The sequence below is a fragment of the Streptomyces sp. 3330 genome (assembly GCF_031456635.1).
Lineage (GTDB): Bacteria > Actinomycetota > Actinomycetes > Streptomycetales > Streptomycetaceae > Streptomyces.
In genome coordinates this window covers 438,938-452,683 of record NZ_JAVDVA010000002.1, presented here as the reverse complement: position 1 = coordinate 452,683, position 13,746 = coordinate 438,938, and the positions used below count along the sequence as shown (strand labels likewise).

At 73.2% G+C, this 13,746-nt stretch carries 10 protein-coding genes and 2 pseudogenes; 4 read left to right on the top strand and 8 right to left on the bottom strand.

The genetic code is table 11. From position 1 onward, the window contains the following. Positions 1-657: 657 nt before the first annotated feature. Complete coding sequence (locus tag J2X68_RS05460) at positions 658-1,917, bottom strand: beta-ketoacyl-[acyl-carrier-protein] synthase family protein (RefSeq protein ID WP_310431279.1); 1,260 nt, start codon at positions 1,915-1,917, stop codon at positions 658-660. Positions 1,918-1,982: 65 nt separating this feature from the next. Here J2X68_RS05460 and J2X68_RS05455 point away from each other — a divergent pair, with 65 nt between their 5' ends. Then, a complete protein-coding gene (locus J2X68_RS05455; RefSeq protein ID WP_310431278.1) occupies positions 1,983-2,600 on the top strand; it encodes a TetR/AcrR family transcriptional regulator C-terminal domain-containing protein in 618 nt (205 codons plus the stop codon). A 332-nt stretch (positions 2,601-2,932) separates the two neighbouring features. Here J2X68_RS05455 and J2X68_RS05450 read toward each other — a convergent pair. Next, positions 2,933-3,319: pseudogene (locus tag J2X68_RS05450) on the bottom strand (acyl-CoA dehydrogenase family protein); the annotation flags it as partial. 827 nt (positions 3,320-4,146) lie between these two features. On the opposite strand from J2X68_RS05450, the gene J2X68_RS05445 reads away from it, so the two are divergent. Continuing rightward, positions 4,147-5,895 carry a BTAD domain-containing putative transcriptional regulator gene (locus J2X68_RS05445; protein WP_310431277.1) on the top strand — a complete coding sequence of 583 codons (1,749 nt, stop codon included), beginning with the start codon at positions 4,147-4,149 and terminating at the stop codon, positions 5,893-5,895. A gap of 80 nt (positions 5,896-5,975) precedes the next feature. Here J2X68_RS05445 and J2X68_RS05440 read toward each other — a convergent pair whose 3' ends face one another. From J2X68_RS05440 to J2X68_RS05415, 6 genes and pseudogenes are all read right to left on the bottom strand, one after another. Further along, on the bottom strand, positions 5,976-6,539 hold the full coding sequence (locus J2X68_RS05440) for a GAF domain-containing protein (protein WP_310431276.1): 564 nt from the start codon (positions 6,537-6,539) through the stop codon (positions 5,976-5,978). Positions 6,540-6,718: 179 nt separating this feature from the next. Continuing rightward, positions 6,719-7,528: pseudogene (locus J2X68_RS05435) on the bottom strand (S8 family peptidase); the annotation flags it as partial. A 20-nt stretch (positions 7,529-7,548) separates the two neighbouring features. After that, entirely contained in the window at positions 7,549-10,668 is a 3,120-nt protein-coding gene (locus J2X68_RS05430) for an adenylate/guanylate cyclase domain-containing protein (protein ID WP_310431275.1), read from the bottom strand. Positions 10,669-10,775: 107 nt separating this feature from the next. Continuing rightward, positions 10,776-11,018 carry an aroma-sacti cluster domain-containing protein gene (locus J2X68_RS05425; RefSeq protein ID WP_310431274.1) on the bottom strand — a complete coding sequence of 81 codons (243 nt, stop codon included), beginning with the start codon at positions 11,016-11,018 and terminating at the stop codon, positions 10,776-10,778. Then, on the bottom strand, positions 10,999-11,772 hold the full coding sequence (locus tag J2X68_RS05420) for an iron-containing redox enzyme family protein (protein ID WP_310431273.1): 774 nt from the start codon (positions 11,770-11,772) through the stop codon (positions 10,999-11,001). Before J2X68_RS05420 ends, J2X68_RS05425 begins: the two co-directional genes overlap by 20 nt. Further along, positions 11,769-12,896: a radical SAM protein gene (locus J2X68_RS05415; RefSeq protein WP_310431272.1), complete on the bottom strand. Its 1,128-nt coding sequence runs from the start codon at positions 12,894-12,896 to the stop codon at positions 11,769-11,771. The genes J2X68_RS05420 and J2X68_RS05415 overlap by 4 nt, the downstream gene beginning before the upstream one ends. A 263-nt stretch (positions 12,897-13,159) precedes the next feature. On the opposite strand from J2X68_RS05415, the gene J2X68_RS05410 reads away from it, so the two are divergent. Further along, positions 13,160-13,372 carry a hypothetical protein gene (locus J2X68_RS05410; protein ID WP_310431271.1) on the top strand — a complete coding sequence of 71 codons (213 nt, stop codon included), beginning with the start codon at positions 13,160-13,162 and terminating at the stop codon, positions 13,370-13,372. Positions 13,373-13,470: 98 nt separating this feature from the next. Next, positions 13,471-13,680, top strand: a complete 210-nt coding sequence (locus J2X68_RS05405; protein WP_310431270.1) for a hypothetical protein — start codon at positions 13,471-13,473, stop codon at positions 13,678-13,680. Positions 13,681-13,746: the final 66 nt, after the last annotated feature.

The following is a 13,746-nucleotide window of genomic DNA, read 5'->3' as shown; positions in this document are numbered from 1 at the left end:
AAAAAAGGGACAAGCAGCGGGACGATAACCCGCCGACCCGACGTGCCCGGAAGCCGGGGCCCCCTACGGATGGGCGGTCCACGGCGGCTTCCGCCGGGGAACCGGTGCCGCGTCGGCTCCCACCCGGCCCCGACCCGCGGGTGCCGCCCCCGGCCGGACTCACCGACGGCCGCTCTCACCAACGGCCGTCGGGACAAGCGGCCCGCTGCGGGCGCTCCTTCTCGCCTCCCGTTCGGTCCGGGTCCTGGCCGGACCTCAGGGAATTGCTCTGGCCCGGGACGGTGTGCCGTTCGGGACCGGGAGCCGTTCGCCGAGCCCCGCGATGAACGTGCCGGTCCACGACACCTGCCCGGCGCTCCCCCTGGAAGAACTGGAGGAGCTGCTCGTGGGGAACCGCTTCCCGCGGCCCGCCCGCGGTGGTGAGGACGGCGTGCAGGACGGACGAAATCGCAGAGGGAGCAAGGACTATGTGCCGAGCGCGGGCGTCGCGACCGCGTGCAACTGCCGGGGCCAAGGATGCGGCTGGACGTCACCGGGTCCGCTTCGGGCGGCCCGTCACGTCGTCGATGTTCTGCTCCTGGGGTTCGCCGGCGCCCGTCCGTGGCGTGCTCCCGCTGTCCGGCGTGCGGGCAGGTCCGGCCGGCACGCTCGCAGGGGTCATGGTGCCGTCGAGACGGTACGGGACGCCCGGCGCCGTGCGCCGGTGACGATGAGCGAGACGTTCTGTCCACCGAATCCGAAGGAATTGCTGAGCACGGCCTCCTGGGGGACGTCTCGTCGCTCTGCGACGACATCCAGATCGATGTCGGGACCGACGCCGGCCGCCGTGAGGTTACGGGTCGGCGGGATGACACCGTGCTCGACACTGAGGATGGCGATGAGTGCTTCGATGGCGCCGGCGGCGCCGAAGAGATGACCGAGCGCCGCCTTCGGGGCTGTCACCGTGGCGCGACCGAAAACCTCCCTGATCGCGTGCGCCTCGGCAACGTCGCCGACCGGAGTCCCGGTGGCATGGGCGTTGATGTGGCTGATCTGCGCGGGAGCCAGACCGGCTTGCGCGAGGGCCTTCCGCATGGCGGAGATCTGACCGGAGCCGTCGGCAGCGGGCGCCGTGATGTGGTGAGCGTCGGCGGCGATGCCGGCACCGGCGAGCACCGCGTGGACGTGCGCGCCCCGGGCGTCGGCATGCTCGGCGCTTTCCAGCACCACGACGGCCGCGCCTTCCCCGAGGACGAATCCGCTGCGGTCCGCGGCGAACGGCCGGGACGCTGAAGCGGGTTCGACGGTATACCGCGAAAGTGCCTGCGCCTGGGCGAAGCCGGCGACGGTGATCGGTGTGATCGCGGCCTCGGTCCCGCCCGTGATCACCACGTCCACCTCGCCGGCACGGATGAGCCTGGCTCCCAGCGCGATCGCCTCGGCACCGGAAGAGCACGCCGAGACAGGTGTGTAGACGCCGGCGCGTGCACCGTATTCGATGCTGATCAGCGCCGCCGCCGCGTTGGGCATGAGCATCGGGACCGTGCGTGGCGAGACGCGCCGTGTCCCTGCCGACTCCAGTACGTCGTCTTCCTTCAACAGCGTCCGTACGCCCCCGATGCCTGTGCCGATCGCCGTTGCGAGCCGGTCCGGGTCCACCGTTGGCGCCCCGGCATCGGCCCAGGCTTCGGCAGCTGCGGCCAGGGCCGCCTGCTGCGAGCGGTCGAGCCGCCTCGCCTGCACCGGCAGCAGCAACTCGGCGGGGTCGATCGCCATCGTCCCCGCGACAGTGCCGGGAAGGTCGGCGTCTTCGTGGTCGCCCAGGACGCCGCGGATGCCGGACTCTCCGGCGAGCAGCGCGTCCCAGGTGGCCGCCGCATCCGCCCCGAGGGGGGTGATCGCGCCGAGTCCGGTGACGACGACTTCAGTCCGGTGCATGCTCCTCGACCTTTCTTGTATGCGATACAAGTAAACACCTTTGTTGTATCACATACAATCTCGGCGTGGAGAAGAAGCGAACGGAAGCGCGATCAACGTCGGCTCGGTCGCGTGACCGCGGTCACGCGACGAGGCACCGGCTGATCGAGGCGACTGAACGGCTCTGCAGGGAACGGCCCGGCGCCGAGGTGAGCGTCGCGGAGATCGCGAACGCGGCGGGCGCCTTCCCCAACCAGGTCACCTACTACTTCGGCTCCAAGGACTCACTCCTCGTGCACGCCGCCTTTCTCGGCTTGCTGCACGATGCCCGACGGATCGAGCGCATCGGCCGCCAAGCCCCCGACGCGACGACATTTCGGCGCAACATCGCCCGCGCCGTCCTGGCCATGCCCTCGCTTCCGTCCGTCACGCGAGCCCTCGCCGCCGGGATCTCCAAGCCCGAACTGGCCCCCGTGGTCGATCAGCACCTCCAGTTGCTGTTCCGGCAATCCGAGCGCTTCGTGGAGCAGGTCATCGACAGTCGCGGCTGGAGGGCGCGTCGACCGCTCGACGTGGAAGCAAGGACGTTCTGGAGCACCGCGCTCGGTGCGGTGCTGCTGGTCCGCGCCGGGGCACAAGGCACCGTGGCAGACCTCGACCTCGCCGGAGCATTGACCATCCACGACGAACCCGATCCCGGTTAGCTCGGAGGACCCGTCGGCGCCGGCGCACCGCGCCCGAGGCGGAAGGAGGCGGATGGCGCCCGATCGGTCGCGGAGGAACGTCCGGCACCGCGCGACGCCTGGCGCAGTGCGCCGACCGGCCCGCGCCCGGTGACGTCGCCGGGCTCGGGCCGGTGGAACAAGCCGGTGGTGATGCCGCCGAGCACGTTCTTGACGCCTTGCGTCAGCCGCAGCACCGGAGCGCTCGGCGATGGGCCGTCACGGGGCGGTCAGCGGATGCGGCGGCCGGAGAGCGCGCGGCTGATGGCCAGGCGCTGGATCTCGCCGGTGCCTTCGTAGATGGTGAAGGTGAGCTCGAAGGTGGCCATGGCGGCCGGGACGCGGACACGGCTCCCTTCACGGGCTGCGGCCAGGCGCTGGTCGAGCGCGTCCTTGCCTCCGAGCACCAGGTCGGCGGGGATGCGTACCTCGTCAAGGATGACCTCGGCGGTGTGGGAGGCGCGCAGGCCGTGCTTGGAGAACTTCTGGCCCTGGCTGAGTCCTCGGGTGCCGGGCGGGATGAGGAACAGTGCGTGGCCGCGGGCGCCGAGGGCGGGGTCGGTAAGGGCGTTGACGACGTGGATGTTCGCGATGCCTCCGTTGGTGGCCCAGGTCTTGGTGCCGTTCAGGACCCATTCCTTGGTGGCATCGTCATAGCGGGCGCGGGTGCGGATGGCGGCGGCATCACTGCCTGCGTTCGGTGGCTGACCGATGACGCCGGCATCCCCGTGGCCATGCACCACACCTCGTGCGACCACGACACCCAGGCGAAGGTCGTCTGCTCCTCATGCGGTGAACCACTGCACCATCAAGACGTCACCGTACGAACCGGGCCCGGCTACCCGAGCCGACTCCTCGACCGGCCTGGTGTGCAGGCACGCTTCGCCACGGGCGGACACCCCGAACGATCGGACAACACCTGAACCGCGGACGCGGGTTCTGAGGGCGAATTCCGCGCGAGTGTGCGCCGGTGCCTTCGGCCCGCTCGCGGGGGAGAGCATCGCGAGGAGGCCCGGGCGCCTCGCTCCATGAGCGTCGCGGTCCACGGGCATCGGATGCTTCGAGGCCGGACGTGTGTGCTCTGCGGGTGGCCGAGCGATCAACAGGCAGCCGTTCGGCGTTCCGCGAGTCGATCCGCGGTGGAGGTACGTCAGTCCCTCGTGCGCGGCGACGCGTACCCGGCCGCATAGCCTCCCGGCACGACGAGCACCCCGGCAAGGGTTGCCGTCACCTCACTAGTTCGGGGCCTCCCCGGGGCCTTTGCCTGCGGGAAGCACCGGGGGACCTCGGGCCCGTTCCCTGCGTCGAGGTGAGGGAATGCGGCATTCCGACAGGGACAAAACGTGAGTGACACATTCATTCCTGATGCGGCATTCGGGCGAAGTGGCGTCCGTGTCCGTCCTTCGCGGCTCCGCAGTCGCAGCATCGCAAATCAGGTGCCCTTTTCGCGGCGGCCGAAGCGGTCGCGGCGTGCGCCGGGTCATGCGCCTAAACAGCAGGAACTTGCTGTTCGGGCCCTCCTGCGAGGATGAAGAGCTTGTGGCAATGTCGATACATGAATCGGTTGATCACTGCATTCGAGGACATACGTGTGCGGGTCGACGGGGGCGGGACAGCCGATCTCGGCGGGCCGAAACCGCGTCTGTTACTGGCTATTCTCGTCAGTCAGGCCAACAACGTGTTACCGGTCGACGGCCTCATCGACGCCCTGTGGGACGGCCGGCCCCCGCGGACCGCGAGAAAGAACCTTCAGGTCTACGTCTCCCGTCTCCGTCGCGTGCTGGGCGGCCGGCTGACCCACACACCGGGCGGATATCTGCTCCGGCTCGACCCGTCGGAGTGCGATCTGCTGCGGTTCGAGGAGCTGGCCCGGACCGGCAGGCGGCGCACGCGTGACGGGGACACGGACTCGGCGTGCGACGCGCTCGTCGAGGCACTCGACCTCTGGCGGGGCAGGCCGCTGAGGGAGTTCGGGGACGTGCCGTATCTGACCGCAGCGGTCGACCGGCTCCAGGAGATGCAGGTGTCGGCCCTCGAGGAATGGGCCGAGCTGGAGAACGCCCGTGCCCGCCACCCGCTCGTGCTGGACCGGCTCCAGGAGCACGTCGCGTGTCATCTCCTGCGCGAGCGGCTCGCCGCCGCGTGGATCACGGCGCTCGCGGCGACCGGCCGGCAGAGCGAGGCCGCGGCACACTTCGACGCCGTACGGCGGGCGTTGGCACGGGAGCTGGGAGTGAGACCGGGGCCCGCGCTGGCGGCGCTGCACCGTCGCCTGCTGGAGGATCCCGCGCCCGAGCGCCGTCCGGGGCCGGGCAATCAACTGCCGCGTGATCTGCCGGACTTCGTGGGCCGTGCCGACGAGGTGCAGCGGGCGCTCGGGTACTTCCGCGCCCGCCGCGAGGGCGGGGTGATGGTCGTGTCCGGGCCGGTGGGGGTGGGCAAGTCCGCGTTGGCGCTCCATGTGGCCCATCTGCTCGCCGACGCCTTCCCGGACGGGCTGATCATGACCGAGCTGGGCAACCGCTCGCTGGGGTCGGTGCTGCGGGCGCTGCTGGACAGCGTCGGCCTGCCCGGGACGCAGAATGTCGCGCAGGCCCTGGCCCGTTGGCGGACCTGGGTGGCGGGCCGGCGGATTCTGCTCGTGCTGGACGACGCCGTGGGGCAGCAGACCGTCCTGGCGCTGCTGCCCGGGTCCGGCGCCAGCTGCACTCTCGTGACCAGCCGGTACCGGCTCAGCGGGCTGGAGGCGGTGGCGCGGGTGGAGCTTCCCCCGTTCCAGGGGGCGGAGGCGACCGAACTGCTGGGCCGGATCGTCGGGTTCGGGCGGGTGATGAGCGACCAGGCGTCGGCGCGACGGATCGTCCAGTGCTGCGAGGGGCTTCCGCTGGCCATCCGGATCATCGCCGCGAAGCTCGATTCTCTGCGCCATGTGCGGCTCGCCGACTACGCCGACCGGCTGAGCGTGGCGCCTTCGCTGCTGGACGAGATGGCGGTCGGTGAACTCGTGCTGCGGGAACGGTACGAGGCGTTCTGGCGCGATCTGCCGCAGCAGCAGCGACTGGCCTACCGGAGACTGGCGTCGCTCACTCCGCCGTTCCGGTACGACCAGGTGATCTCCGAGGTGGAGGAGTTGCACGAGTGCAATCTGCTGATGCCGCCCGCCGGGGAGGTCAGTGCCCACATCGCCGCGTACGGCATGTCCGGGTTCACCCATGAGTTCGGGCGCCGGGTGACCGGTCCGGCGGCCGCGGATCTGCCGCCGGTGGCGGGCCCATGAGCGGCGTACGACGTGCTGCCGCCCCGGACACCGTCACCGCAGATTGTCATGATCATGTCGCGTGCGTGCCGGGTTCGCGGTCAGCGGGAGCGATCGCGCAGGAAGGCGCGGAAGGCGTCCGTCAGCTGCTCGTCGGTGGCGCCCCCGGCTGTCGTGCCGGCGCCGGGCGCGGAGCGGCCCGCGACCCGCAGGGCGATGGCCGCCTGCCCGGCGAACAGGGAGAGCAGGTCGAGGTCCTCGAGGCCCGCCCGGGGGCGGGGCGAGGGGTCGAGCACCTCCAGGACGCCCAGGACCCGCTGCTGCGACAGCAGCGGCGCGGCCATCAGGGCGTTGGGGACGTAGCCGGTGGACTCGGCGAGGTCCCGGGCGAAGGTCCGGGTCTTCGTCAGGTCGTCGGCGATCATCGCCTGGCCCGACGAGGCCACCCAGCCGGCGATGCCGCGGTGGGCCGGGAAGCGGGTGCCGACGAGCAGGTCCTCGCCCTCTCCGGAGACGGCCTGGAAGACCAGTTCACCGGCCGTGTCATCGAGCAGGAACACCGAGCTCGCGGCGGCGGCGAAGATGGCCCGGGCCACGTCGACCACGGACTGCAGCAGCGCGTGGGTGTCGTCGGAAGGAAGAATCGGGGACACCGCGGACCTCATCTCTCCGGTGGGGTTTCGGGGGGCGGGGGCGATCCGGGCCGGCCGTCGGGTCGCTGCCCGTCGTCCCCCGGTGCGGCCTGCGGGCCGGCACCGTGCGCGGATACCAGGCCGTCGCCCAGGGGGTCCGCGCCTGTGCCGGGCGGGGGTGCGGGGGCGGTCACGGGAGCGTCGGGCGTGGGCGCGGTCCCGTGGGCCGGGTCCGTCGCGCGGACGTTGGCCGACGTCAGGTAGAGCACCGTCTTGAGCTGGAAGACGGTCAGGGCCGGGTGCTTGGCCAGAATCAGCGCGCACAGTCCCGCGATGCGCGGGGTGGCGAAGCTGTTGCCCGTCGTGCGGGTGACGCAGTTGTCCAGCCACGCCACGCGCACGTCCTGGCCCTTGGCGTAGAACTCCACCGGTGGAGCCGGGTTGTACAGGTGCAGTCCGGTGTCGTCCTCCTGGTGGCTTCCCACCGACACGACGGAGCTGAACCGCCAGGGGAAGCTGACCACGGGGCTGTTGTGCGCCGACGCGACGATGACGGACCGGCGGAAGTACGCCTCGTCGGCCAGGTCGTGCAGCTCGCGCAGGAAGCGTTCGTGGGTGGTCGACAGGCTCATGTTGATGACGTCGAAGCCCTGCTCCACCGCCCACCGCAGACCGGCCAGCAGAAAGTCGCCGGTGCCGGTGAACCCTTCCCCGAGCACCTGCACGCTGTGCAGCTCGCAGTCGGGGGCGACCTCGCGGACGATCCCCGCGCAGGCGGTCCCGTGGCCGCACACGTCGCCGGCGGCGGAGGGCACCGTACGCGGGCGGCCGTCGTCCCCCTCGACGACCACGTGCGCCGACGCCACCCGCCCGACCATGAGGTGGCCGCACTCCACCCCGCTGTCGACGATGCACACCCGTACGCCGCGGCCGGTGGAGCCGCCCCACGCCCATGCGGGGGTGACGGCGCCGCCCATGGCCGCCGCCGGGACCCGGATGTCGTCCGGCCGCCGGTCCCCCATCCCCCAGCTCAGCGCACTCGTCACCGCTCGTCTCCGCTCACCTCGGTGCGTCCCCGGATCGTGTCGGCTGCCCGGGCTGCCAGTTGCGCCGCGGCCGTCGCTCCCACGGCATGGCCCTTGGCCCGGAACAGACGGCCCGCCCGGCCCGCACTGCGGGCAGCGGCATGCGGCCGTCCCGTCCCGTACAGGACCTGCGCCATGTCGAGCCGGGCGGTCGCGCGGCCGATCGGTGAGTCCGTGGTGTCCGCCGCCGCCACCGCTCGGCGGGCCAGCCGCAGCGCGTTCACGGCGTCCCCGGCCGCGGCGGCGGCCAGGGCACGCACCCCGAAGTCGTCCGCCGCGTCCGCCGGAGGCAGCGCGTCCTCCGGCGCCGGGACAGCCGGGCCGTGCCCGCCCGCATCGGCGAGCTCCGGGCCCGGCGTCACGCCATGCACGTCGGCCGACGCCGCCTGCCAAGGCAGCCCGCGGGCGAGCAGCACCCGTGCGAGGTCCCGGCGGGCGGCCGCGTGCAGCTGCGGACCGCCCACCGTGCGGAACGTCTCCACGGCGCGGCGCAACAGCCGCTCCGCCTCCCGCGTCGATCCCGCGAGGACCTCCACCCCGGCGGCGAACAGCGGCCCGAACGCGGCCACTTCCGCGTAGCCGAGCCCGGCGGCGAGCCGCTCGGCTTCCGTCAGGCAGCCGCGGGCCTCGCCGGTGCGGCCGCACAGGGCGAGCAGATTCGCCAGCGGGTAGTTCAGCGCGACCACCACGACAGGGTTGCCGGGGCCGTGTTCGGCGAGCAGGGCCCGGCAGCGCTCGATCGCCTCGTCGGCGGGGGTGGGTCCGTGCCACAGGGAGATGCCGAGCGCGCCGAGCGCCATCGCCCGCTCCGGGGCCGCCTCGGCGGCCAGTGCGTGGTCCAGCGCGACGGCCAGCAGATCGCTCGCGGCGCGGTGCCGTCCGGCGTACTGCTGCTCCTGCGCGAGCCGCACATGGGCGCGTGCCAGGCCCAGCCGGTCGTCGAACTCCCCGAACACCGCGAGCGCGGCGCGTGCCGCGTCGGCGGCCGTCGCCGGCGAGGTGTCGGGGTCGAGGGAGGCCAGTTGCAGGCCGGCGTGGGCGCCGACGAGCCGGTCCTCGGCCGCGGACGCCGCGTCACGCACCTGTCTGAGCAGGTCGCCGCCCTCGCCCGTCCGGCCGAGCGCCAGCCAGGTCTCCCCCAGTCCCTGGGCGGCGTAGCGCCAGCGGGCCTCACCGGGGACGCAGTGCGCCAGGGCACGTGCGTGCAGCTCCGCCGACCAGGACAGGTCGGCGCGGGCGAGCGCGTACCGGCCCGCGCGGCTCAGTGCGTCGGCGGCCCGGTCCCGAAGCTCTTCGACGTGTTCGCCCCGCAGCCCGAGGTCGCGGCGGTGCAGGTAGGCCGCTTCCAGGTGGTGCGCGGCCACGGCGGCCGGGGCGGAGGGGCGGGTCGCCAGTTCCTCGTGCCAGGCGGCTCGCCGGCTCTTGCTCAGGGACCGGTAGGTGACGTCGTGCAGCAGTCCGGAGCTGAACTGATAGGTCGCCGGGGCCCCGGGAGCCGGTTCGACGAGGCCGCGTCGTACGAGGTCGTGCACCGCGCCTGTCACGGGCGGGTGCTCCGGGCGGGCGGTGTCCGCGGGCGGGTCGTCGAGGAGCCGGCGCACCTCCGCGACGGCGAACCGGCGGCCGATCACCGCGCCCGCGTCGAGCACCGCTCGTTGCGGCTGCGGCAGGACGTCGATGCGGGCGGCGAGAACGGCGCTGACGGTCACCGGCAGCCCGCGCGGGTCGGCGCCGTCCTTGACCATGGTCAGCAGCTGTTCCAGATGCAGCGGGTTGCCCTCGGCGCGCTCCACGACCGTGTGCAGTACGCCGTCGTCGGGTTCGCCGGCGGCCAGGGCGCGGGCCAGACGCAGCGAGTCGGCGTGGGACAGCGGACCCAGGCGGATCTCGTCGGCGGCGGCGGGCTGCTCGTCCTCGCCGGTGCGCTGCGAGCAGATCAGCAGTACCGGTGATCCGGCCAGCATGTCGGTCAACCGCGCCACACCTTCGAGGAGTTGCGGCCTGGCCCACTGGAGCTCGTCCAGGACGAGCGCGACCGGTCCTACGGCGGCCAGGCCGCGCAGCACCGCGGCGGCGGCCGCCCAGGTCGTCTCGGCGGACGGGCTCGGCGTGCCGTCCGCGAGCAGTCCGCCGCGCAGCACCTCGTACGCGGCACCGTCCCACGGCCGGGCCGGGGCGGGACCCTGGGGTGGCCCCGAGCGCGCGGATGCCGGTGCCGGGCCGGCGGTCGCGGTGTCCAGCACTTCCCGGATCGCGGCCGCCAGGGGTTCCAGGCTGGCCTCGTCGCGGTAGGAGTGGCAGCGGCCGGTGCCGACGAGGGAGCCCTCGGCGGAGCGGGCAGCGAGCCACTCCCGCAGCAGGCGTGTCTTGCCGATGCCCGCGTCGCCGGTGAGCCGGATCAGGCGCCCGGCACCCTCCCGCGAAGCCCGCGTCCACGCCGTCGCCAGCCGGTCGTACTCCCGCGTCCGTGCGACGAGGGCGGCCGCGGGCCGCGATGCTTCCGGCGGTCCGTCCTGGGCCGTCAGGCTCAGCAGCCGGTACGCGTCGACGGGGTCGCGCTTGCCCTTGAGGGTGAGCGGGCCGACGGCTTCGACGACCGCCCCGGGGCCCAGGAGCGTGCGGGTGGCGGGGCCGATGAGGATGTGTCCGGGCTGCGCCGCCTGTTCGAGCCGGGCGGCGACGTTGACCACCTCGCCGGAGACGACCGTGCCGCCCTCCTCCAGGTCCTGCGAGGTCACGGCCTCCCCGCTGTTCAGGCCGATGCGGACCGCCAGGGTGCTGCCGAAGTCCCGGTCGAGCTCGGTGTTGAGCGCGTCCAGGGCGGCGATCATCTCCAGGGCAGCCGAGGCGGCCCGGTGCGCGTCGTCCTCGTGCACGTGCGGCACGCCGAACACCGCCATCACGGCGTCCCCGATGAACTTCTCCACCGTCCCCCCGTGCGACTCGATCCCGCCGCGCATCGCGTCGAAGTAGCGCAGCACCACGGAGCGCAGTGTCTCCGGCTCCAGCGCCCCCGACAGTTCGGTGGATCCGACCAGATCGCAGAAGAGCGCGGTGATCACCTTGCGTTGCTGCATGAGCGGTCCCCTCGCTGCTCGCCCTCGGACGTCGTCGCGGGTACGACCGGTCGTGCGCGGCCGGCCGGTCGTACGGCCCGCCGCGCACAGCCGCTCGTGCGAGCCGCTCAGAACAGTGCCGCGCCCGCGACGACGGTGTGCGCCTGCACTTCCGGCTCCACGGCGTCGAGGCGCGCCTTCAGGTCGAGGATCAGTTCGAGCTCCTGCGGGGTGAGCCCGGCGAAGACGGCGCGCTGCTCGCCGGTGAACGTCCGCACCGGGAAGCCGGCCTGCTCCAGGGCCCGCAGTACGGATCCGGCGCCGTGCTCCTCCGCGCCGCCGGGGCCTTCCTCACTGCTGTCCGATGTCATGTCCGTGGTCCTCTCGCTCCGCGGGGCCGCCGGTGCGGTCCGTCACGTCGGTCAGGGAGTTCAGCACGTCGGCGAGCGCCTGCACGGTGTGCAGCGCGCTCAGCCTGACCGCCGCCCGTACCTGGGGCACGGCCGCGCTCTCGTCGAGGGCGCTCAGCACGGCCGTGCTGTGTCCGCCGTCGATCTCCGCGTGCAGGCGCACGGTGTCGAAGGCGGCCGGGGGCAGACCCGTGCGGTCGACCAGCAGGGGGATCAACGGCGTTGCGGGAGCGTTGAGTTCGAGTACCGCCACATAGCCGAGCAGGCACAGCGGGTGGAAGTGGTCGATCCAGTAGTACTGGGCGCCGACCAGCCGGGCGACCTCCGGCGAGGGAGGCCGGGCGAGTGCGTGGCCGGGGTGGAGTCCGGCGGCCTCCATGTCCCGCAGCAGCCAGGTGTCGTGGTGGCGTTCGCGCACGATGTGCGCGGACAGGTAGCTCTCCAGCGGCCGGGCCGCCGGGTCGGTGGCGGGCGCGTCGCGGCAGTGGGCCCGGGCCCGTTCCATCAGCGGTACGGAGGCCCGGATGACCGTGTGCATCGTGACGAGGTAGCGCAGATAGCGGGCCCGCAGGCCCTGCGGCTGCCACAGCCGGGCGGCGCTGTGGTGCAGGACGGGGGCCACCAGGGCGAGGACGGTGCGCAGCTCGGCTCCGAGGGGCGCCTGGTCGGGGCGGACACCGGGTGCGGGGGCGAGGGGGCCGGCCGGCGCCGTCACGGCGTGTGCTCCTGGCGGGGACGGAAGGCCGGGCCCGGGTCGACGAGGTGTGCGTGGCGCGCGGGGCCGTGTCGGGCCACGAGCGCCGCGGGGCCGCCCGCCTCACCCCTGCGGACCGCGGCCGCCTGGAGCAGTTCGCCGGCCGGGCCCGTGCCCGCGCGGTCGGTCCACTCCCGGGCGGCGTCCGAGCCGTCGAGGCGGTGGCAGGTGGCGCAGTACCCGCCGGCGGGCAGTCCGGCGCGGGTGGCGATGTGGACGGGGCCCACCGTGCGGATCATCCGCAGCATCGGGCCGGCCTGCGCGCGCTCGCGCACGGTCTGCCAGGTCGTCGTACGGATGTCGCCGAGGCCGAGATGGCCGGGGCGCACCCGGCGGTCGGCGACGTCCTGGTTGCAGCAGGCGGTGACGGCTCCGTCGGTGGTGACGACCGGCCAGGCGGCCATGTCGCAGGGTGCGGCCGCCCACGGGTCGGGGCCGGCCGGCGGGCGGGGGCGCGGGCGCAGGGCGCCGCCGCGGCCCACCGGGCGCACCTGCCCGACGAGCATCGGCACGTCGGTTCCGAAGCGGCGCCGGACCTGTTCGCCGACCTCGTCGGGGTAGGGGTCCGCCGGGCCGTTCGCGAGGAGATGCAGGCTGACCGCGACGCCGGTGCCGAGGAGTGCGTCGAGCACGTCGAACACGTTCCGGCGCGGTACCTGGCGCTCGTGGAACGCGTCGAGGCTGAGCGAGAAGTGGTCGACGGCCCGGGCGACTTCACGGACCGTGGGCGGCAGCGGGCCGCCGTCGGCGAAGAACGCGCCGGAGAGCACCGCCGTGCGGGTGCCGCGGTCACGGGCGGCAGCGGCCGCCTCGATCACCAGGCCGGGGCGGAGCAGCGGCTCGCCTCCGGTCAGCATCAGCACGTCCGGGCGGTCCGCGGCCGTGAAGGTGCGCAGGAAGCCGAGCAGCGCGGCGCTGTCGAGGTCGCGGCCGCGGCGGGTGGCGGCCGTGGAGCAGTGGGCGCAGCTCAGCGGGCAGCGCTCGGTGAGCGAGACCAGGGCGCCCGCCACGATCTTCTGGCGCAGTGCCATCAGTTCGGCCAGCCGCATGGCCACCTCCTTCTCGGTGAGGCCGTGGTCCGGCACGGGTCGTCCTTCACCGGCCGAGTGTCGAACCTGTGGCTGCGAAGCGGTTCGAAAACGGTATACGCGCAGGCCAGGGCTGTGGAGCGGAAGACGGTGGCGGCCCGGCGCACATCCAAAGAGGTCCTTCGGCGTCTCTCCGCAGGGGCCGGAGCTGCGTATTCACCGTCCGGCAACCGCTCTTGTGGCGGGCGTTCCTACCGTCTGGGGCCAGCCGGACCGGAAGGTACCGGACCGGCCTCATGCTCACGAGGGAGGGAGATCCCATGGCGGAAGCGGACCAGGTACCCGTGCAGGGCGACGACGACTCCACCAAGGTCGAGAAGGCGGCCGAGGTGGCCCGCGCGGCCGAGGTGGCCGCCCACTCGCTCGCCGACGCCGTCCTGCAGTTGCAGCGGCTCGACCCGGAGAAGGAGGCCTCCATCGTCACCGACCCCGCGGGAAGCGGGGGCTCCTGCCACAACATCAGCTGCTTCTAGCGGCCTGATGACCGGTGCCGGCTTCTCCGCCCGCCCGGCGGCCGGAGAACCACGGCAACGCCGTACACCCCGTACCCGTCGATGTGAGGAGTGACGCCATGTCCGAGGAGATCCGTCCCGACGCCGAGCCCGCCGAGCCCGCCGAAGCGGCGGAGGCGGCAGAGGCCGCAGGCGACGTCGAGGCGCACCTGGCGGCCGGCCAGGACGCCGTCCTGGGTCTTCAGAAGCTCAACCCCGAGAGGGAGGCCTCCATCATCAGCGACCCCGCCGGCAGTGGGGGCTCGTGCCACAACATCAGCTGCTTCTGACAGCTGGCGTTCACGCGATCACGGCGTTCCGCCGGGCCGGGGACAGCGGTTCCCCGGCCCGGCCGG